General features: G+C 73.4%; 16 protein-coding genes. 7 read left to right on the top strand and 9 right to left on the bottom strand.

The window, feature by feature from the left end; translation table 11 throughout:
• Position 1: 1 nt before the first annotated feature.
• The 3 genes from ACRYRX_RS04590 to ACRYRX_RS04580 are packed head-to-tail and all read left to right on the top strand — an operon-like array spanning position 2 to position 3,950.
• Positions 2-2,458: a glycoside hydrolase family 2 protein gene (locus ACRYRX_RS04590; protein WP_432510633.1), complete on the top strand. Its 2,457-nt coding sequence runs from the start codon at positions 2-4 to the stop codon at positions 2,456-2,458.
• Positions 2,455-3,315, top strand: coding sequence for a LacI family DNA-binding transcriptional regulator (locus tag ACRYRX_RS04585; RefSeq protein ID WP_432510632.1), 861 nt, complete (start codon positions 2,455-2,457; stop codon positions 3,313-3,315). Before ACRYRX_RS04590 ends, ACRYRX_RS04585 begins: the two co-directional genes overlap by 4 nt.
• Complete coding sequence (locus ACRYRX_RS04580) at positions 3,312-3,950, top strand: trimeric intracellular cation channel family protein (RefSeq protein ID WP_432510631.1); 639 nt, start codon at positions 3,312-3,314, stop codon at positions 3,948-3,950. Before ACRYRX_RS04585 ends, ACRYRX_RS04580 begins: the two co-directional genes overlap by 4 nt.
• A 2-nt stretch (positions 3,951-3,952) precedes the next feature.
• Here the strand turns inward: ACRYRX_RS04580 and ACRYRX_RS04575 are convergent, their stop codons facing one another.
• The 3 genes from ACRYRX_RS04575 to ACRYRX_RS04565 form a co-directional block, all read right to left on the bottom strand.
• A complete protein-coding gene (locus tag ACRYRX_RS04575) occupies positions 3,953-4,642 on the bottom strand; it encodes a GAF and ANTAR domain-containing protein (protein ID WP_432510630.1) in 690 nt (229 codons plus the stop codon).
• 227 nt (positions 4,643-4,869) lie between these two features.
• Positions 4,870-5,892: an ABC transporter substrate-binding protein gene (locus ACRYRX_RS04570; protein WP_432510629.1), complete on the bottom strand. Its 1,023-nt coding sequence runs from the start codon at positions 5,890-5,892 to the stop codon at positions 4,870-4,872.
• A gap of 43 nt (positions 5,893-5,935) precedes the next feature.
• Positions 5,936-7,576, bottom strand: a complete 1,641-nt coding sequence (locus ACRYRX_RS04565) for a hypothetical protein (protein ID WP_432510628.1) — start codon at positions 7,574-7,576, stop codon at positions 5,936-5,938.
• Between the two features lie 120 nt (positions 7,577-7,696).
• Between ACRYRX_RS04565 and ACRYRX_RS04560 the strand changes: the two genes are divergently transcribed.
• The 3 genes from ACRYRX_RS04560 to ACRYRX_RS04550 all read left to right on the top strand — a co-directional run bounded on the left by ACRYRX_RS04560 (position 7,697) and on the right by ACRYRX_RS04550 (position 10,382).
• A complete protein-coding gene (locus ACRYRX_RS04560; RefSeq protein WP_432510627.1) occupies positions 7,697-8,443 on the top strand; it encodes a FadR/GntR family transcriptional regulator in 747 nt (248 codons plus the stop codon).
• Positions 8,444-8,529: 86 nt separating this feature from the next.
• Positions 8,530-8,829 (top strand): hypothetical protein, encoded by a 300-nt coding sequence (locus tag ACRYRX_RS04555; RefSeq protein WP_432510626.1) that lies wholly within the window; start codon positions 8,530-8,532, stop codon positions 8,827-8,829.
• On the top strand, positions 8,826-10,382 hold the full coding sequence (locus ACRYRX_RS04550; protein WP_432510625.1) for an amidase: 1,557 nt from the start codon (positions 8,826-8,828) through the stop codon (positions 10,380-10,382). The genes ACRYRX_RS04555 and ACRYRX_RS04550 overlap by 4 nt, the downstream gene beginning before the upstream one ends.
• Positions 10,383-10,497: 115 nt before the next feature.
• On the opposite strand, the gene nrdF is transcribed toward ACRYRX_RS04550, so the two are convergent.
• The 4 genes from nrdF to nrdH form a co-directional block, all read right to left on the bottom strand.
• Entirely contained in the window at positions 10,498-11,469 is a 972-nt protein-coding gene (gene nrdF, locus ACRYRX_RS04545; protein ID WP_432510624.1) for a class 1b ribonucleoside-diphosphate reductase subunit beta, read from the bottom strand.
• A 34-nt stretch (positions 11,470-11,503) separates the two neighbouring features.
• Positions 11,504-13,585: a class 1b ribonucleoside-diphosphate reductase subunit alpha gene (gene nrdE / locus ACRYRX_RS04540; RefSeq protein ID WP_432510671.1), complete on the bottom strand. Its 2,082-nt coding sequence runs from the start codon at positions 13,583-13,585 to the stop codon at positions 11,504-11,506.
• 74 nt (positions 13,586-13,659) lie between these two features.
• Positions 13,660-14,058, bottom strand: a complete 399-nt coding sequence (nrdI, locus tag ACRYRX_RS04535; RefSeq protein ID WP_432510623.1) for a class Ib ribonucleoside-diphosphate reductase assembly flavoprotein NrdI — start codon at positions 14,056-14,058, stop codon at positions 13,660-13,662.
• A gap of 31 nt (positions 14,059-14,089) precedes the next feature.
• Entirely contained in the window at positions 14,090-14,329 is a 240-nt protein-coding gene (gene nrdH / locus ACRYRX_RS04530; protein WP_179750297.1) for a glutaredoxin-like protein NrdH, read from the bottom strand.
• A gap of 701 nt (positions 14,330-15,030) precedes the next feature.
• On the opposite strand from nrdH, the gene ACRYRX_RS04525 reads away from it, so the two are divergent.
• Positions 15,031-18,432, top strand: a complete 3,402-nt coding sequence (locus ACRYRX_RS04525; RefSeq protein ID WP_432510622.1) for a pyruvate carboxylase — start codon at positions 15,031-15,033, stop codon at positions 18,430-18,432.
• A 38-nt stretch (positions 18,433-18,470) separates the two neighbouring features.
• Here the strand turns inward: ACRYRX_RS04525 and ACRYRX_RS04520 are convergent, their stop codons facing one another.
• Both ACRYRX_RS04520 and ACRYRX_RS04515 read right to left on the bottom strand, forming a co-directional pair.
• Positions 18,471-18,866: a Dabb family protein gene (locus ACRYRX_RS04520; protein WP_432510620.1), complete on the bottom strand. Its 396-nt coding sequence runs from the start codon at positions 18,864-18,866 to the stop codon at positions 18,471-18,473.
• Between the two features lie 90 nt (positions 18,867-18,956).
• A complete protein-coding gene (locus tag ACRYRX_RS04515) occupies positions 18,957-19,844 on the bottom strand; it encodes an SDR family oxidoreductase (RefSeq protein WP_432510619.1) in 888 nt (295 codons plus the stop codon).
• Positions 19,845-19,922 lie beyond the last annotated feature (78 nt).

Genomic DNA, 19,922 nt, shown 5'->3' with positions numbered 1-19,922 from the left:
AGTGGACGTACGCGCACTGCACGACGGCTGGACCCTGCGGCCGGCGGCCGGGGAGGTCCCGGAGGAGGTCGACCGCGCCGGGTGGATCCCGGCGCAGGTCCCGGGCACCGTGCACACCGACCTGCTCACGGCCGGGCTGGTCCCCGACCCCTACGTCGGGGAGAACGAGGCCGCGCTGCGCTGGCTGCACCGCAGCGCCTGGGAGTACCGCACCCGCCTGGACACCGGGCCGCCCGGGCCCGGTGAACGCGTCGAGCTGCAGTTCGACGGCCTGGACACCGTCGCCACCGTCACCCTCGGCGGGACCGAGCTGGGGCGGACGGTGAACATGCACCGCGGCCACCGCTTCGACCTGACCGGCCCGCTGGCGCGCCTCCCCGAGGGCCCGGCCGACCTCGTCGTGCGGTTCGACTCCGCCCTCGAGCACGCCGAATCGGTCGAGAAGGACATCGGCGCCCGCCCCCGCACCTACGAGCACCCCTACAACGCCGTCCGCAAGATGGCCTGCAGCTTCGGCTGGGACTGGGGACCGGACCTGCAGACCGCCGGGATCTGGCGGCGCGTCACGCTGCAGCGCTGGCGGACCGCGCGCCTGGCGACCGTCCGCCCGGTGGCGAGCCTGCACGGGAGCACGGGCCGGCTGCGGGTCCACGTCGACGTCGAGCGTTCCGGTCTGGAGGCCGCGACCGCGCTGACCGTGCACGTCGACCTCGGCGGGCACGGGACGGCCGCGGCGGTGCTCGAACCGGCGACCGCGCGCGCCGTCCTGGAGGTCGAGGTGCCCGACGCGCCCGTGTGGTGGCCGCGCGGGTACGGCGAGCAGCCGCTGGTCGAGGTCGCGGTCCGGTTGTGCGCGCCCGGCGGCGGGCTGCTGGACGAGCGCAGCTTCCGCACCGGTTTCCGCGACGTGCGCATCGACGACTCCCCCGACGAGTTCGGCACCCGCACCGTCGTGGTGGTCAACGGGCAGCCGGTGTTCGTGCGCGGGGTCAACTGGATCCCGCGCGACCACCTGCTGACCCGGCTGGACGCCGACCGGTACGCCGCGGCCCTGGACGACGCCGTCGACGCGCACTGCAACCTGGTGCGGGTGTGGGGCGGGGGGTTGTGGGAGAGCGAGGACTTCTACCGCCTGTGCGACGAACGTGGTCTGCTGGTGTGGCAGGACTTCCCGCTGGCCTGCGCCGCCTACGCCGAGGAGGACCCGTTGCGGACCGAGTTCGAGGCCGAGGTCCGCGAGAACGTGACGCGGCTGGTGCACCACCCGTCGCTGGCGGTCTGGAGCGGCGGCAACGAGAACCTGCAGGGCCACGAGGACTGGGGGTGGAAGGAGGAGCTGGGCTCCTCCACGTGGGGCGCCGGCTACTACCACGACCTGTTCCCGGCGCTGCTGGCCGAGCTCGACGGGACGCGGCCGTACCAGCCGGGCAGCCCGATGAGCCCCGCCGGCGCCCCGGAGGGTACGCACCCCAACGACCCCGACCACGGCACGAACCACGAGTGGGACGTGTGGAACCGGCTGGGCTGGCCGCACTACCGGGACCGGGTTCCCCGCTTCTGCGCGGAGTTCGGCTACCAGGCGCCGCCCACGCTGGCCACGATCGCCGAGTTCCTGCCCGCCGACCAGCGGTCGGCGACGTCGCCGGCCTTCCTGGCGCACCAGAAGGCGCTGGACGGCAACGGCAAGCTGGAGCGCGGGATGGAACCGCACACGGGGGTGCCGTCCGGGTTCGAGGACTGGGTGTGGGCCGCGCAGCTGAACCAGGCGCGCGCGGTGGCCTGCGCGGTGGAGCACCACCGGTCGTGGTGGCCGCGGACGGCGGGGTCGATCTACTGGCAGCTCGACGACTGCTGGCCGGTGACCTCCTGGGCGGTCGTCGACGGGTCCGGCCGGCGCAAGCCGGCCTTCCACGCGCTGCGCCGGGCGTTCGCGCCGCGGGTGCTCACGGTGCAGCCGCGCGAGGGGGTGCCGCACGTCGTCGTCGTCAACGACACCGCGCAGGAGTTCTCCACCCGCGTCCTCGTGCGCCGCACGACGCCGGCCGGTGCGGTGCTGGACCGCACGGCGTTCGAGGTGTCCGTGCCGGCCCGCGCGGTGCGCTCGTGGCCGTTGCCGCTGGTCGGCGGCGACGGCGAACCCGTCGTGGTGGACGCCGGCGGGTTGCGCGCGGTGCACCTGGACGCCCCCGACAAGGACCTGCCGTGGGACCCGGACCCGTTGCGGGTCAGCGTGACCCGCCTGCCCGACGGGTACGCCGTGCGGGTGCGGGCGGAGTCGTTCGCCCGCGACGTGACGCTGCTGGCCGACGCGGTGACCCCGGACGCCCGCGTCGGGGAGGGACTGGTGACGCTGCTGCCCGGGGAGTCGCACACGTTCCTGGTGCGCACCGGGGCGGTCGTCGACGCCGGGGCGTTCACGGGGGCGCTGCGCACGGCGAACGAGTTCGGCCGCCCGTGAGCACCGGGACGGTCGGCCTGGTGATCCCCGGCCCGGCGCACCGGATCGGGGTGGAACCGTACTTCGTCGAACTGGTCGAGGGCATGGAGGAGGTGCTGCACCCGGCCGGGTGGAGCGTCCTGGTCCTCGTCGTTTCCGACCTGGCCTCCGAGCTGGCGACCTACCAGCGGTGGAGCGCCGACGAGGAGGTGCGCGCTGTCGTCGTCGTCGACCTGGTGCAGGGCGACGTCCGGCCGCAGTTCCTGGCCGACCTGGGGATGCCGCACGTCCTGGCCGCGCACCTGGACTCCCCGTGGGCCTGCACGAGCGAGGTCGCCGACGACGCCACCCGGCTGGTCCGGGCGGTGGAGTTCCTCGCGGGGACGGGCCACCGGCGGCTGGGGCACGTGTGCGGTCCGGCGCACCTGGTGCACACCGTCGAACGGCGCGCCGCGATCGCGGCGGGCGCGGTGCGGCTGGGCGTGCAGGTGCTCACGGCCGAGGCCGACTACACCGCGGCGGCCGGCGTGCGGGCCGTCACCGAGCTCCTGGCCGTGGTGGACCCGCCGACGGCCGTGGTGTTCGACAACGACGTCATGGCCGTCGCCGCGCTGGAGCACCTCACGGCCCGGGGGGTGCGGGTCCCCGGCGACGTCAGCCTGATGTCCGCCGACGACTCCCCGTCGTGCGAGGTGTCGGTGCCGCCGCTGTCGGCGATGACGGTGGACGTGCACCACCGCGGGCAGCGCCTGGGAGCGGCGGTGCAGGCCGTCCTGGCCGGCGGGGACGCCCGGCAGCCGCCGAGCCCGGAGTCGCACGTCGTCGTCCGGGGCAGCACGGCCGCCCACGCGCCCCGGACGGCAGAATCGACCGGGTGACCGCACAGGGATTCCTGCTCCTGCTCGAACTGCTGGGGGTGTTCGCGTTCGCGCTGGACGGGGCCCTGACGGCGATGCGGGCGACGCACCTGGACCTGTTCGGGGTGGTCACGCTGGGGATCGTGACGGCCGTGGGCGGCGGCATCGCGCGCGACGTCCTGCTGGGGCAGCTGCCGCCGGCGTCGTTGCAGACGTGGTACTACCTCGCGACGGCGACGGCGGGGGCGCTGGCCGCCTTCTGGGGGCACCGGCTGCTGAGCCGGATGTCGCGGCCCATCTTCGTCTTCGACACGGTCGGCCTGTCGCTGTTCGCGGTCTCCGGAGCGCAGCTGGCGGTGGACGCCGGTGCGGGTCCGGGGCAGGCGATCCTGCTGGGCGGGCTGACCGCGGTGGGTGGCGGGACGCTGCGGGACGTGCTGGTGCGCAAGGTGCCGGGCATCCTCACCGGCGGGCTCTACGCGATCCCGGCGATGCTGGGGGCCGCGGTGGCCGTGGTGGGCCCGCTGCTGGGGGTCGGCGCGGGGGTCGCGGCGTTCGCCGGTGGGGTGGTGTGCGCGGCGGTGCGGACGGGCGGGACGTTGCGGGGGTGGCGGGCGCCGCGGGCGACGCTGTCCTCCCCGGACGAGCTGGACTGAGCTCAGGCGGGCTGGGCGAGCTCGTCGACGACCTCCTGGGCGACGTCGCGCAACCGGCGGCGCTCGGTCCGCGCGCGGGCGCGCAGGCGCTGGAAGGCGTCGTCGGGGTGGACGCGGTACCGCTGCGCCAGCGCGCCCTTGGCCTGTTCCAGCACGATGCGGCTGTCGAGGGCCTCCTGCAGCTGGGCCTGCACCCGGGCCCCCTCGGCGACGTGCTCGAGCTGGGTGATGCCGACGGCGCCGAAGGACGCCATGGCGTGCGCGACGTCGGACTCGACGCGGGAGTAGGCGCCCTCGTGGTCGCGGAACAGGTTGAGCGCCCCGATGGTGCGGCCGTCGCTGTGGACGGGGACGCTGTGCACGGCCACGATGCCGTGCGCGGTGGCCTGCTGGGCGAAGGCGGGCCAGCGGCCGGCGAGCTCGGCGGCGGTGGCGACGGAGACGACGGACCCGGTGCGGTAGGCGTCCAGGCAGGGCCCCTGGCCGGAACGGATCTGGAACAGCTCGACGACGCCGACCTCGCCGGGGGTGGCGGCCAGCAGCTGCAGCTCGCGGCGCTCGTCCTCGACGAGCAGCCCGACGGCCGTGGCGGACAGCAGCTCGGCGCAGTGCCCCACGAGCCGGTGCGCCAGGTCCAGCGGCTCACCGTGGCCGGCGAGCACCTGTGCGACGTCGTTGACGGCGGCAGCCACCGCATCAGCGCGCACGTCCACGCAGCCCTCCAACGGACCCGGCTCCTGGCCGGTCTGTCGTCCCCACCACTCCCGTCGGCACGCCCTGGGCTGCACGTGCGGGGACCATTGTGGACGATCACGGCCGTGGGAGACCACCACGACCACCCGTTCGGGCGGCGGCGCGCCGTCCCGGACGCGCCGGGCGCCCCCGGGACGGGTCCCGGGGGCGCCCGGCGGGGCGCGGGTCAGAGGTCGGCGGGCACCGTCGCGGGGTCGCCGTCGGTGGCGGTGACCAGGGAGGGGACGGCCGCGTCGATCGCGAACGGCAGCGACAGCGGGCTGGAGAACCCGAGCGCCCCGGCGAAGTCGCTGCCGAAGGACGGGACGTAGACGGTGCGGTTCTCGGTGACGACCTTCAGCTGGGCGGCCGCGGCGTTCCGGGCGAACTCGGCCTTGCCCAGGCCCAGGACGACGAGCACGTCGGTGTCGAGCTGCACGACCTGCTCCTCGCTGAGGGAGCCGCTGACCGGGTTGGCGTCGAAGCCGAACTGGAGGAAGAAGGCGCCGCGGGGGTCGGTGGCGTCGAGGGCGTAGTACCCCTGGTTGTAGAGGACGACGCTGATGACCTTGCCCTTGAAGCCGGGGTTGGCGTCGACGGCGGCGGTGAACTTCGCCTCGACGTCGTCGGTGAGCGAGCTCGCCTCGTCCTCCTTGCCCAGGGCCCGGCCGATGGCGGCGAGCTCCTCCTGCCAGCTGGCGGCGGCGGTGGTGGAGGCGTCCTGCCCGGCGGGGACGACGTCGGCGATGGTCGGCGCGATCGCGGTGAGCTTGTCGTAGTCGTCCTGCGTCATGTACGAGTACGCGCCGACGATCAGGTCGGGGCCCTGCGCGGCGATCGCCTCGAAGTTCAGCTCGGCCTGGCCGACGGACGGGATGCCGCCGGAGGGCAGCAGGTCCACGGCCCAGGGGCGCTTCGTGGAGTCGTAGTCGCCGATCGGGGTGCGGGTGCCGACGGGGGTGACGCCGAGGGCGAGGACGAAGTCCTGCTCGTTGTAGCCAACGGTGACGACCTTCGCCGGGGCCGCGTCGACGGTGGTGGAGCCGAGCTTGTGCTCGATGGTGACGGGGAACGCCCCGTCGCCGGACCCCGAGGTCGCGGACGTCGAGGACGCGGACCCGCCGGTGGCGGAGTCGTCCCCACCGCAGGCGGCGAGGGTGGTGAGGGCGCCGGAGGCGGCCAGGGCGGCGAGGACGGATCGACGGTGCACGCCCAGAGGTTAGCCTCACCTGCCTCCTCGCTCCGAATCGTCCTCACCCCTGCGAGACCGCGCCCGGGGCGACGGTGAACGTCGCACCGCCGACGACGACGGTCCGGGTGCCCGGGCCGAGGTTGGCGACGAGGACGCGGTCGCCGTCGGGCCCGCGCCCGGCCAGGACGTGGACGCCGGGGGGCAGCGGGCCGTCGGGGTCGAGGCGTTCGCGGCCCGCGAGCGGGGCGAGCAGCCGCACCGCGTCCGCACCGGTGCCCTCCACGTCCCCGAACACCACGGTCGCGACGCCGTCGACGGCGAACGCCGCGGCGCTGGCCACCACCCACGCCGTGAAGGCCGGTGCGCCGGTGCGCGGGTCGGCGGGGGTCCGGTCGCGCCCGGGCCGCCAGGGCGTCGTGGCGACGGCGTTGTAGCGGGCGCGCGCGGTGACGGGCCCGACGTGCACGGGGCGGCCCGCGGCCGACCGCACGGCCTGGACGGCGGTGAGCCGCTGGACGTCGACGGCCTCGACGACCTGGTCGCGGCCGGTGTCGTGCATCTGCGGGGTGCTGGCGAACACGACGCCCGCGGCGTCGGGGGGCAGTTGCGCGAGGGTGCGGTTCAGCTCGGTGAAGTGCGAGCGCGCCCCGGCGACCCGCTCGGCGCCGGAGGTGTCCTCGCACAGCGCGTCCCACAGGCCGGCCGTGGTGACGTGCCGGGTCGCCGAGTGCGCGCCGAGGCGCACGACCGGCACGCCCGCCAGGGCCGGGAGCGCGGCGCGGACCTCGTCGGGGTCGTCGGTGACGAGCCGGACGTCGAGCGGCCGGCCGATGCGGTGGGCGCGGTCCAGGTCGGCTTGCCAGGCGGGGTCGGCCAGGAGCAGCTCGACGAGGAGGGGGCCGTCGAAACCGTCGACGGGGCCGGTGGTCCCCCACTGCGGCAGCGCCGTCCCGGACGCGACGAGCGCGACCGGGCCGGGCTCCGGTGCCGGTTCGGCGGCGGTGGCGGTGGCGCGCACGACGACGCGCTGCCGCACGACGGCCCCGGCGGGCAGCGCCACGGGGAACGGTTCGTCCAGCGGGGTGCTGTACGTCTTGAACGAGGCGTCGGTCCAGTTCCGCTGGTCCTCCATCTCGAACACGTCGCCGGAGAACTCCAGCGCCACGTCGGCCCCCGGCCGCGACCAGGCCAGGGCGGCGATGCCGCGTGCGGGCTGGTGGGGGGCGATGTCGACGGGGAACGCGGTCGTGGTGCTCGTCCCGTCGGGGTGGCGGACGTGCAGTTCCCGGCCGGCGTCGTCGGTGCGATGCAGCACGACGAGCCCGAACCGGTTGCGGGAGAACGCGGTCCGCGTGGTGCCGGTGAAGTCGACGGTGAGGGTGTCCCCGGTGGCGCGCGCGGTGAGGGTCCAGTCGCCGTGGACTGCGTCCTCGCCGCCGTCGTCGTCGAAGGTCCCGGTCAGGAGGAGGTCGGTGCCGCGGACGTCCAGCGTGGAGACGGCGGAGGGGGCGGTGCGCCAGTCGCGGTCGCGGACGACGGCGCGGACGGCGCGCAGGACGTCGACGCCGTCGAACGTGAGGTTCGACAGCGACCCGCCGCGCCGCACCTGCCCCGCCCACCGGCCGAGGGTGAACGGCACGGGGTCCGGTTCCCCGTCGCGCCAGGGATCGTCGCCGGCGGGGGCCGACTGGGGGTTCGTCACGCGTGTCTCCGTCCCGCGGCCGCGGCGTCGCGGCTGCCTCCGCAGATCGTCGGGGCCGCTCCCCCTGTGCGTCAACCGGTTGACCGGTCCGGTTCGCAGGGCATCGGGTACGTTGACCGCGTGCCGGCCTTCCGCAGCGACGACCCCACCCTCGTGCAGATGGAGCTGAAGGCCGTCCCCCGCGGCAGCGCGGTCTCCGAGGTCGTCCGCCAGCTGACGACCCTGCTGTCCTCCGGGCAGTTCGCGCCCGGCTCGCGCCTGCCCCCCGAGCGCCAGCTCGCCGAGACGCTCGGCGTGGGCCGCTCCGCGGTCCGGGAGGCGCTCGCGGCGCTGGACGTGCTCGGGATCGTCACGGTGCGGCCGGGATCGGGGACGTACCTGCGCGACAGCATGTCCGAACTGCTGCCGACGACGCTCAGCTGGGGGCTGATGCTCTCGGCCCGGCACACCTCGCAGCTGTCCGAGGTCCGCAGCGCGCTGGAGGTCCACGCCGCCGCCCTGGCCGCCGAGCGGATCGGGGACGAGGACGTGCGGGCGCTGCGCGAGTCGCTGGCGCAGATGGAGGCCAGCCTCGACGACCTGCCCGCGTTCATCGAGGCCGACGCCCACTTCCACGTCACCCTCGCCCGCACCTCGGGCAACGACGTGCTCGCGGACCTGCTGCAGACCACCCGCAGCCTGCTGCGGTTGTGGGTCGACCGCGGGCTGCGCCGCCGGGAGCAGGCCGAGGTGGCCTGCCGCGAGCACCGGGCCGTCCTCGACGCCGTCGCGGCGCGCGACCCGCAGGCCGCCCAGGCGGCCATGCGGACCCACATGGCCACGGCCGGGGACCGCGTCGAGCACGCCGACGAGACGCCCCCGTCGTAACAATTCGTAACGCGCCGGCCCTTCCGCGTGGTCCCAGGAGTCAGCAGAGTCACAGCTGACCCATCAGCACCACCCTGGGAGAGCACGTGATCGACCCGACCGGTGTGAGCGACGACGCTCTGGACCTCCTCATCACCACCCGCCTGACCCTGGCCGGCGTGGACCTCGACCAGCTGCCCGCGGTGGCCGACCCGGCCACCGGCGTCCCGACCCGCAGCGCCGCGCTGGCGTCCCTGCGCACCTTCCTGCGCACGACCGTCCCGGCGATCAGCGCCTGGGAACCCCCGGCGCCCTCCCCCGAGGCCGCCCAGCAGGCCGCGGCCCCCCTGCTCTACCCCTCGATCGCGACGGCCTGGGCCCCCGGGTCCGAAGGGAGCGCCCGGTGAGCCGCACCCTGAACCGCCGCACCTTCCTCGCCGCCTCCGGCGGGGCGACGTTCGCCGCGACCGCGCCGGCCCGCGCGGCGGTCGCCGCCCCCGACGTCACCGTCCGCTCGGCCGCCGTCGACGACCCGACCGAGGCGACGATCGCGGAGGCGCTGACCCTGCTGCGCGCGGGCCGCCTCACCGCCACCGACCTCGTGCAGGCGCACGTGGACCGGATCGGCGCCTTCGAGTCCGTCTACCAGGCGTTCAACACCGTGACGGCCGACGCGGCGCTGGCGAAGGCCGCCGAGGTCGACGCCCGCGGCGACGTCCACCGCGCGCTGTCCGGGATCCCGTTGTGCATCAAGGACAACTACTGGACGGCCGGGGTCCCGACGACGGCGAACTCGACGATCTTCGCCGACTTCGTCCCCGACACCGACGCCACCGCGGTCGCCCGGCTCACCGCCGCCGGCGGCATCGTCCTGGGCAAGGGCCAGATGGGCCCGCTCGCCACGACCCGCGCGACCACCCCCGCCGGTGTCGTCACCACCGTCAACGCCTGGACCCCGCAGGACCCGTCCGTCGACCCCGGCGGTTCCTCGACCGGCCCGGCGACGGCGGTGGCCGGGCGGCTGGCGACGAGCTCCATCGGCACCCAGACCGGCGGCAGCATCACCGAGCCGTCCCGGCAGCAGAACCTCACCGGCCTCAAACCCACGATGGGCCGCACCTCGATCCACGGGATCATCCCGTTGTCGTTCACCCGCGACCACTCCGGCCCGCTGGCGCGGGACGCGGTGGACGCCGCGATCATGACCTCGGTGCTGGCCGGCCCCGACCCGCTGGACCCGCGCACGCTGGGCCTGCCGGAGGTCCCGGACCTGGTGACCGCCGCGACACCCGTCCACGGCGTCAAGGGGGTGGAGCTGCGGCGGGCCACGGCGATCGGGGTGCCGGCCGACTTCTTCGCCGGCGTCGGCGCCGAGGTCGCCGCCGCCCGGCAGGCCTTCCTCGACCGGATGGCCGCGGTGCCCGGCGTCACGCTCGTGGACGTCCAGTACCCGGCCGACTGGGAACTGCTGACCGGCACGTTCAATGCGATCCGCCTCTCGGAGCGGACCGAGCCGTTCCGGCACTGGCTGCGCGAGGACCTGTCGCTGTTCGGGGTGAGCTCGCTGTCCTGGCTGCAGGGGCTGCTGTTGTCCGGGGACGAGTGGATCACCGGCCAGCGGGCCAAGACGTGGCTGCTGCAGGAACTGTTCGCCGGGCTGTTCACGCGGGTGGACGTGGTCCTGCAGACCTCCCCGGTGCCGTTCGACATCCTCGGGCTGCCCGAGATCGCGTTCCCGATCGGTGAGGCCCCCGCCGCCGAGGGCGGCCCGCTCGCCCCCGTCGGCGTCATCGTCGGCGGCCAGCCCTACGAGGAGGACCGGCTGCTGGAGGTGGCCGCCGCGCACCAGGCGGTGTCCGACTTCCACACCCGGCGGCCCGCGGACCCGTCCGGGGTGCGGACGCTCGGCGCGGGGACGTTGCGGCTGGACGCGGAGACGGTGGCGCAGGCCACGAACTAGCCTCGCCCACCGCCCTCCCCCGCCGAATCCCGGTGATCAAGGAATGACGCCCGGCGATCAAGGACTCACCAGTCCTTGATCGCCGGGCGTCAGTCCTTGATCGCGGGGAGGGAGGTCAGAAGTCCCAGTCCTCGTCCTCGGTGGCCACGGCCTTGCCGATGACGTAGCTCGACCCCGACCCCGAGAAGAAGTCGTGGTTCTCGTCGGCGTTCGGGGACAGCGCCGACAGGATCGAGGGGTCCACCTTCGTCATGTCCGAGGGGAACATGCCCTCGTACCCGAGGTTCATCAGCGCCTTGTTGGCGTTGTAGTGCAGGAACGTCTTGACGTCCTCGGTGAGCCCCACGCCGTCGTACAGGTCGGCGGTGTACTTGCACTCGTTGTCGTACAGCTCGTAGAGCAGGTCGAACGCGTAGTCCTTGATCTCGTCGCGCTTGGCCTGGTCCACCAGTTCCAGACCGCGCTGGAACTTGTACCCGATGTAGTAACCGTGCACGGCCTCGTCGCGGATGATCAGCCGGATCAGGTCCGCGGTGTTCGTCAGCTGAGCCCGCGAGGAGAAGTGCATCGGCAGGAAGAACCCGGAGTAGAACAGGAACGACTCCAGCAGTGTGGAGGCGACCTTCCGCTTCAGCGGGTCGTCACCGTGGTAGTACTCCAGCACGATGGACGCCTTGCGCTGCAACGCCTCGTTCTGCTCCGACCAGCCGAACGCCTCGTCGATCTCGCGGGTCGTGGCGAGGGTGGAGAAGATCGAGGAGTAGCTGCGGGCGTGCACCGACTCCATGAACGCGATGTTCGTGTAGACGGCCTCCTCGTGCGGGGTCAGCGCGTCGGGGATGAGGGAGACCGCCCCCACGGTGCCCTGGATGGTGTCCAGCAGCGTCAGGCCGGTGAACACGCGCATCGTCAGGACGCGCTCCTCCGGGCTGAGGTTCTGCCACGACTGCACGTCGTTGGACAGCGGCACCTTCTCCGGCAGCCAGAAGTTGCTGGTGAGCCGGTTCCAGATCTCCAGGTCCTTCTCGTCCTGCAGCCGGTTCCAGTTGATCGCGTTGACGCGGTCGATGAGCTTCAACTTCTCCACGGTTCCCTCTCCCCTGACAGCTCGCAGCGCACGCTCAGAGCATGCAGCTGACGCAACCCTCGACCTCGGTGCCCTCGAGGGCCATCTGCCGGATCCGGATGTAGTAGATCGTCTTGATGCCCTTGCGCCACGCGTAGATCTGCGCGCGGTTGATGTCGCGCGTGGTGGCGGTGTCCTTGAAGAACAGCGTCAGGGACATGCCCTGGTCCACGTGCTGCGTCGCCGCGGCGTAGACGTCGATGATCTTCTCGGGGCCGATCTCGTAGGCGTCCTCGTAGAACTCCAGGTTGTCGTTCGTCATGAACGGCGCCGGGTAGTAGACGCGGCCGAGCTTGCCTTCCTTGCGGATCTCGATCTTCGACGCGATCGGGTGGATCGAGGAGGTCGAGTTGTTGATGTAGCTGATCGAACCCGTCGGCGGGACGGCCTGCAGGTTCTGGTTGAAGATGCCGTGCTCGACGACGGACGCCTTCAGGTCGGCCCACTCCGCGCGGGTCGGCAGCACGACCCCGGCCCGGGCGAACAGCTCCTCGACGCGGTCGGTCGTGGGCAGGAAGTCGTTCTCGACGTACTTGTCGAAGAACGTCCCGTCGGCGTAGGCGGAGTTCTCGAACCCCTCGAACGTCTCGCCGCGCTCCCGGGCGATGGCGTTGCTGGCGCGCAGGGCGTGGAACAGCACCGCGGCGAAGTAGACGTTGGTGAAGTCGATGCTCTCGGGGCTGCCGTAGTGCACCCGCTCACGGGCCAGGTAGCCGTGCAGGTTCATCTGGCCCAGGCCGATGGCGTGCGACTTCGCGTTCCCGTTCGCCACCGACGGCACGGACTGGATGTCGCTGGCGACCGAGACGGCGGTCAGCGCGCGGATCGCGGTCTCGACGGTCTGGCCGAGGTTCCCGCCGTCCATCGCCAGGGCGATGTTCAGCGAGCCGAGGTTGCAGGAGATGTCCTTGCCGACCTCGGAGTAGGTGAGGTCCTCGGCCAGGGCGCTGGGCGTGTTGACCTGCAGGATCTCCGAGCACAGGTTCGACATGTTGATGCGGCCGGCGATCGGGTTGGCCCGGTTCACCGTGTCCTCGAACACGATGTAGGGGTAACCGGACTCGAACTGCAGCTCGGCGAGGGTCTGGAAGAACTCGCGGGCCGAGATCTGCGTCTTGCGGATCCGGTCGTCGGCCACCATCTCGCGGTAGTGCTCGGAGACTGCGATGTCGCCGAAGGGCTTGCCGTAGACGCGCTCGACGTCGTACGGGGAGAACAGGTGCATCGGCTCGTTGTTCTTGGCGAGCTCGAAGGTGATGTCGGGGATGACGACCCCGAGGCTGAGGGTCTTGATCCGGATCTTCTCGTCGGCGTTCTCGCGCTTGGTGTCGAGGAACCGCAGGATGTCCGGGTGGTGCGCCGAGAGGTACACCGCGCCGGCGCCCTGGCGCGCGCCGAGCTGGTTGGCGTAGGAGAAGGAGTCCTCCAGGAGCTTCATCACGGGGATGACGCCCGAGGACTGGTTCTGGATCTTCTTGATCGGCGCGCCGTACTCGCGGATGTTGCTCAGCAGCAGCGCCACGCCCCCGCCGCGCTTGGACAGCTGCAGGGCGGAGTTGATGCCGCGGCCGATGGACTCCATGTCGTCCTCGATGCGCAGCAGGAAGCAGGAGACGAGCTCCCCGCGCGAGCCCTTGCCGGCGTTGAGGAAGGTCGGGGTCGCGGGCTGGAAGCGGCCGGTGATGATCTCGTCGACGATGGCGGTGGCGAGCGCCTCGTCGCCCACGGCGAGGGTGAGGGCCGTCATGACGGCGCGGTCCTCGAAGTTCTCGAGGTACTCCTTGCCGTCGAAGCTCTTCAGCGCGTAGCTCGTGTAGAACTTGAACGCGCCCAGGAAGGTGGCGAAGCGGAACTTCGCGGCGTGCGCGCGGTCGGTCAGGGTGCGGACGAACTCGCGGGAGTACTGGTCGAGGACGTGGCCCTCGTAGTACCCCTGCTCGACCATGTGCTCCAGGCGGGCCTCGAAGGAGTCGAAGCGGCGGGTGCGCGGGATGACGTGCTGCAGGAAGTACTGCCGCGCGGCCTCGACGTCGGCCCCGAACTGGATCTTGCCGTCCTCGTCCCAGAGGTTCAGCATCGCGTTGAGCGTGTGGTAGCTCGGCGAGCCCGGGGCCGGTACGGCCTGCACGTCGGGGGTGTCGGAGGTGAGGGTCACAGCGAGTCCAATCCATCGCGCACGCGGCGCACGTCGTCGGGGGTCCCGAAGAGTTCGAAGCGGTAGAGGTGGGGCACCCGGCACTTGGCGGCGACGATGTCGCCGGCCACGGCGTAGTGCTCACCGAAGTTGGTGTTGCCCGCCCCGATGACCCCGCGCAGGAGGGCGCGGTTGGCGGGGTCGTTGAGGAAGCGGATGACCTGCTTGGGCACGGCTCCGGCGCCGCCGCCCCCACCGTAGGTGGGGACGACGAGCACGAAGGGCTCGGTGACGACGAGGGGTTCGTCCCGGGCGTGGAGCGGGATGCGCAGGGCGGGGCGGTCCAGCTGGAGCTTGCCGACGAAGCGGTGCGTGTTGCCGGAGACGCTGGAGAAGTAGACGACGCCGGGTGCCACGGGGACTCCTGCTGGTGCTCTCCGGGGTGGGTCAGACGGAGACGGCGGCCTTGGCCAGCGCGTCGATGCGGTCGGGGCGGAAGCCGGACCAGTGGTCCTCGCCGGCGACGACGACGGGGGCCTGGACGTACCCGAGGGAGCGGACCAGCGCGAGCGCGTCGGCGTCGACGGTCACGTCGACGACCTCGTAGGCCAGGCCCTTGCGGTCCAGCGCGCGGTAGGTCGCCTTGCACTGCACGCAGGACGGCGTGCTGTAGACGGTGATGCTCATCGGGTGTTCCTTCTTCCCTCGGGTCCTGTCATCGGGGTCAGCGCGGTCGAGGCGTCGAGGTGAGGCCTGGGCCGGGAGTCCCGTCCTGCTGGAGTGCTTTGAACACTACCCCTAGGGGGCCGTGTGGAAAACCGGCACAACATGGTGTGTGACAAGGATGTGATTCGCCGTGGTCCGGTGGTCCGGTGGACCGGCGCGGGCCGCAAGCCGCTGACCTGCGACGACACGTCGGAACCACCCGTCTGGCGGATACCCATCGTCAGCAGAGGTAAACGCAGCGTGTTCGGCGTGTCGTGCTGCCTCGGCGTGTCCTCCACAGGCGTCCACCGGCCGGTCCCCACGTCGTCCACACACTCCTCCACAACACCTGGGGGTCCGGACCTACTCCCACCCCCACATGTCGCGTCGTCCCGCAACCCGGGGACCGGCCCGCCGTGGCCCCGGAACAACCCGCCGCAACGCTCCGCCGCGTGCACTCCGGGCCGACTTCACCACCGACGGACCCGGCCTGACGTCGAACGGAGCTCCTCACCGCCTTCCCCGGTGAAGATCGGGACTTCTTCACGTCCGAGCCTGTTGCCCGGGCGCCGGGTGTCCGCCAGGGTGGGTCCCGTGGGCAGCGGCGCCCGTCCACACGCGGCCGACGACCTCGACCCCGCGCCCGGGGCGCCGTCCGGCACGACGACGGGAGATCCTCAGCGATGTTCAGCAAGGTTCTGGTGGCCAACCGCGGCGAGATCGCCGTCCGGGCGTTCCGCGCGGCCTACGAGCTCGGGGCCCGCACCGTCGCGGTCTTCGCGCACGAGGACCGCGCCTCGGTCCACCGCCTCAAGGCCGACGAGTCCTACCTCATCGGCGAGCGCGGCCACCCCGTGCGCGCCTACCTCGACGTCGACGAGATCGTCCGCGTCGCCCGGCAGTCCGGCGCCGACGCCGTCTACCCCGGCTACGGGTTCCTCTCCGAGAACCCCGACCTCGCCCGCGCCTGCGCCGCGCACGGCATCACGTTCGTCGGCCCGCCGCCGGCCGTCCTGGAGGTGGCCGGCAACAAGGTCACCGCCCTGGCCGCCGCCCGCGCCGCCGGGATCACCACCAACCCCTCCTCGGCCCCCTCCGCCGACGTCGAGGCCCTGGTCTCGGCCGCCGACCGGATCGGCTTCCCCGTCTTCGTCAAGGCCGTCGCCGGCGGCGGCGGGCGCGGCATGCGCCTGGTCGAGACCGCCGCGGCGCTGCCCGGGGCCCTGTCCGCCGCGATGCGCGAGGCCGACGGCGCCTTCGGCGACCCGACCGTGTTCCTCGAGCGCGCCGTCGTGAAGCCCCGGCACATCGAGGTCCAGGTCCTCGCCGACGCCACCGGCGAGGTCGTCCACCTCTTCGAGCGCGACTGCTCCCTGCAGCGCCGCCACCAGAAGGTCATCGAGCTGGCCCCCGCGCCGGACCTGGCCCCCGGGATCCGCGAGCGCCTGCACGCCGAGGCCGTCGCGTTCGCCCGCGAGATCGGGTACGTCAACGCCGGGACCGTCGAGTTCCTCGTCGCCACCGCCGGGGAGCGGGCCGGGGAGCACGCGTTCATCGAGATGAACCCGCGCATCCAGGTCGAGCACACCGTGACCGAGGAGGTCACCGACGTCGACCTCGTGCAGTCCCAGCTGCGCATCGCGGCCGGGGAGACGCTGGCGGACCTGGGGCTGGCGCAGGACACCCTGCAGGTGCGGGGCGCGGCGATGCAGTGCCGCATCACCACCGAGGACCCGGCGAACGGGTTCCGCCCCGACACCGGCCGCATCTCGGCCTACCGCTCGGCCGGGGGCGCCGGGGTGCGCCTGGACGAGGGCAACGCCGTCGCCGGGGGTGAGGTCAGCGCCCACTTCGACTCGATGCTGGTGAAGCTGACGTGCCGCGGGAGGGACTTCGCGACGGCCGCGGCCCGGGCCCGGCGCGCGCTGGCCGAGTTCCGCATCCGCGGGGTGACGACGAACATCTCCTTCCTGCGGGCGGTGCTGGAGGACCCCGACTTCCTCGCCGGCCGGGTCGACACCGGGTTCATCGCCGAGCGCCCCGACCTGACGGTCGCCAAGACCCCGAACGACCGCGGGACGCGGCTGCTGACGTACCTGGCCGACGTCACCGTCAACCAGCCGCACGGCGCGGCGCCGACGGGCCTGTCCCCGGCCGAGAAGCTCGTGCGGGCCTCCGGCCGGCCGGCCGACGGGTCCAAGCAGCGCCTGGACGCGCTCGGGGCCGAGGGGTTCGCGGCGTGGCTGCGCGCCGAGCAGCGGGTGCACGTCACCGACACCACGTTCCGCGACGCGCACCAGTCGCTGCTGGCGACCCGCGTCCGGTCCAAGGACCTGCTGGCGATCGCGCCCGCGGTCGCGCGGACCCTGCCGGGCCTGCTGTCCCTGGAGTGCTGGGGCGGGGCGACGTACGACGTCGCGCTGCGCTTCCTCGGGGAGGACCCGTGGGACCGGCTGGCCGCGCTGCGCGAGGCGGTGCCGAACGTCGCGCTGCAGATGCTGCTGCGCGGCCGGAACACCGTCGGGTACACGCCGTACCCGGTCCAGGTGACCGACGCGTTCGTCGCCGAGGCCGCCGCGACCGGGGTCGACGTGTTCCGCGTCTTCGACGCCCTCAACGACGTCGAGCAGGTCCGGCCGGCGATCGAGGCGGTCCGGCGCACGCACGCCGTCGCCGAGGCCGCGCTCTGCTACACCGGCGACCTGTCCGACCCCGCCGAGGACCTCTACACCCTCGACTACTACCTGCGGCTGGCCGAGCAGTACGTCGCGGCGGGCGCCCACGTCCTGGCGGTCAAGGACATGGCGGGGTTGCTGCGCCCGGCGGCGGCGGCGAGGCTCGTCACCGCGCTGCGGGCGGAGTTCCCGCTGCCGGTGCACCTGCACACCCACGACACCGCCGGCGGGCAGCTCGCCACCCTCACCGCGGCGATCGCCGCCGGGGTCGACGCCGTCGACGTCGCCAACGCGGCCCTGTCGGGGACGACGAGCCAGCCGTCGATGTCGGCGCTGATCGCCGCGACCGCGCACACCGAGCGGGAGACCCCGCTGGACCTGCGGGCGGCGACGGACCTGGAGCCGTACTTCGAGGCCGTCCGCCGCGTCTACGCGCCCTTCGAGTCCGGGCTGCCCGGTCCCACGGGCCGCGTGTACGACCACGAGATCCCCGGCGGGCAGTTGTCGAACCTGCGCCAGCAGGCCATCGCCCTGGGCCTGGGTGAGCGGTTCGAGCAGATCGAGACGACGTACGCCGCCGCCGACGCCGTCCTGGGCCGGCTGGTGAAGGTCACGCCGAGCTCGAAGGTCGTCGGGGACCTGGCGCTGCAGCTGGTCGCGCAGGGCGTCGACACCCCGGAGGCGTTCGCGAAGTTCGCCGACGACCCCGCCGCGTTCGACGTCCCCGACTCCGTGATCGGTTTCCTCGCCGGTGACCTGGGCACCCCGCCGGGCGGCTGGCCCGAGCCGTTCCGCAGCAGGGCGCTGGCCGGGCGGAACGTGAAACCCGCCACCGCCGAGCTGACCGAGCAGGACGCCGGACTGCTGGCGACCCCGGGCCGGGAGCGGCGGCGGACGCTGAACCGGCTGCTGTTCCCCGGCCCCACGCGCGACTTCGAGACGCACCGCGCCACGTACGGCGACACCTCGGTGCTGGACACCCTGGACGCCCTGTACGGCCTACGGCCCGGGGTCGAGCACGTCGTCCACCTCGAACCCGGGGTGGACCTCATCGCCGGGCTGGAGGCGGTCTCCGACGCCGACGACCACGGGATGCGGACCGTGCTGGCGACGCTGAACGGGCAGCTGCGGCCGATCCAGGTGCGGGACCGGTCGATCACCGTGGACGTGAAGGCCGCCGAGAAGGCCGACCCGGCGAACCCGGCGCACGTCGCCGCCCCGTACGCCGGGACGGTCACGTTGCAGGTCGCCGCGGGTGACGCCGTCGAGGCCGGGCAGGTCGTGGCGACCATCGAGGCCATGAAGATGGAGGCGGCGATCACCGCGCCGCGGGCGGGGGCGGTGGCGCGGCTGGCGCTGGACGGGGTGCAGAACGTCGACGGCGGGGACCTGGTCCTGCAGCTGTCCTGACGGCTGTCCCGCCTGACCCGCCTGACCCGGTGACCGGGTCAGGCGGGGACGGTGACGTCGAAGACGAGGACGTCGGCCAGCAGCGGACCGACGAACTCCTTGAACCGGGCGTGCTCGGGGTCGTGGTGGGCGGGGTCGGGGGCGACGGGGTCCCCGACGTAGTAGTTCCGGTCGCCCTCGGAGGCGAACGTGACGACGATCCCGTGCTCGAACCCGCCGCCGGCGCCCTCGGGGCTGGTCTGCTCCCCCGCCTCCAGGGAGACGACGTACGGTTCGCCGTCGCGCGGGGAGGCGGCGAGGGCGCGGAACCGGGTCAGCACCTCCTGCCGCTGGTCGGGGCCGACCTCGTCGCGGTAGCGGAACAGGACGACGTGCCGGACGAGGCCGGGGCGGTGACCGCGGGCCGTGATCGTGGCGGGGTCGAGGTCGGGCACGTGGGCATGCTGCCAGTGCGGCGCCCGGTCCGCGCGCGCTCCGGCGTCCCCGGGGACCACCCCCGGTGGTCCCCGGAGACGCCGAACCCCTCAGGCCAGGTAGCCGGGGAGGTCCTCGGCCAGGGTCGGCCCGGTCGGGTGCCAGTCGAGCAGCGCCCGGGTCCGGTCGCTGGACGCGGCGGCCGGGAGCCCGAGGAAGAACCCGATCCAGCCGATCTCCTCGGTCGCCCGCGCCGGGTCGACGGACTCGACGGGCAGGCCGAGCCCTTCGCCGATGGCGGTGGCGATGTCCCGGGTGGGGATGCCCTCCTCGGCGACGACGTGCAGCCGGGTCCCGGCGGGGGCGCTCTCCACGGCGAGCCGCACGGCGCGGGCGGCGTCGGTGACGTGCACGGCCGCCCACCGGTTCGTCCCGTCCCCGACGTACCCGGACCGTCCCGCGGCGCGGGCGGCGGCGACGAGGGCGGCGAGGAAACCGTGGTCCCCGGTGCCGTGCACGGTGGGGGCGAAGCGGGCCGCGACGGCCCGCACCCCGCGGTCGGCGTAGTCGAGGGCGAGGCGTTCGGACCCGCCGCGGGGGGAGTCCGGGCCGACGGCGGGGTTGACGACGTCCTCGGTGAGCAGGCGGCCGTCGCCGAGGCCGGCCAGGCCGCTGGCCAGCAGGAACGGGCGGTCGGAACCGGCGAGTTCGTCGGCGATGGTCTGCACCGCAGCCCGCTCGGCCGCGTTGGAGGCGGCGGGGTCGGTGAAGTCGTGCTTGTTGGCGAGGTGGACGGTGCCGTCGGTGGAGCGGGCGCCCTCGCGCAGGGAGGCGAGGTCGTCGAGGTCGCCGCGCAGGACGTGGACCCCGCGGGCGCGCAGGGCGGCGGCCGAGGCGTCCGAGCGCGCGAGGGCGAGGACCTCGTGGCCGGCGGTGAGGAACTCCTGGACCGCGTGGGAACCGATCCAGCCGGATGCGCCGGTGACGAAGACACGCACGGGAACCTCCTGAGATGTGATGTCGTGATGTGACATCACCGTAGACCACGATGTCAGGATCTGTCATCACCTAGGATG

The organism is Kineococcus lubricus, from assembly GCF_050871965.1.
GTDB lineage: Bacteria > Actinomycetota > Actinomycetes > Actinomycetales > Kineococcaceae > Kineococcus.
This window is presented reverse-complemented; position numbering and strand designations above follow the sequence as displayed.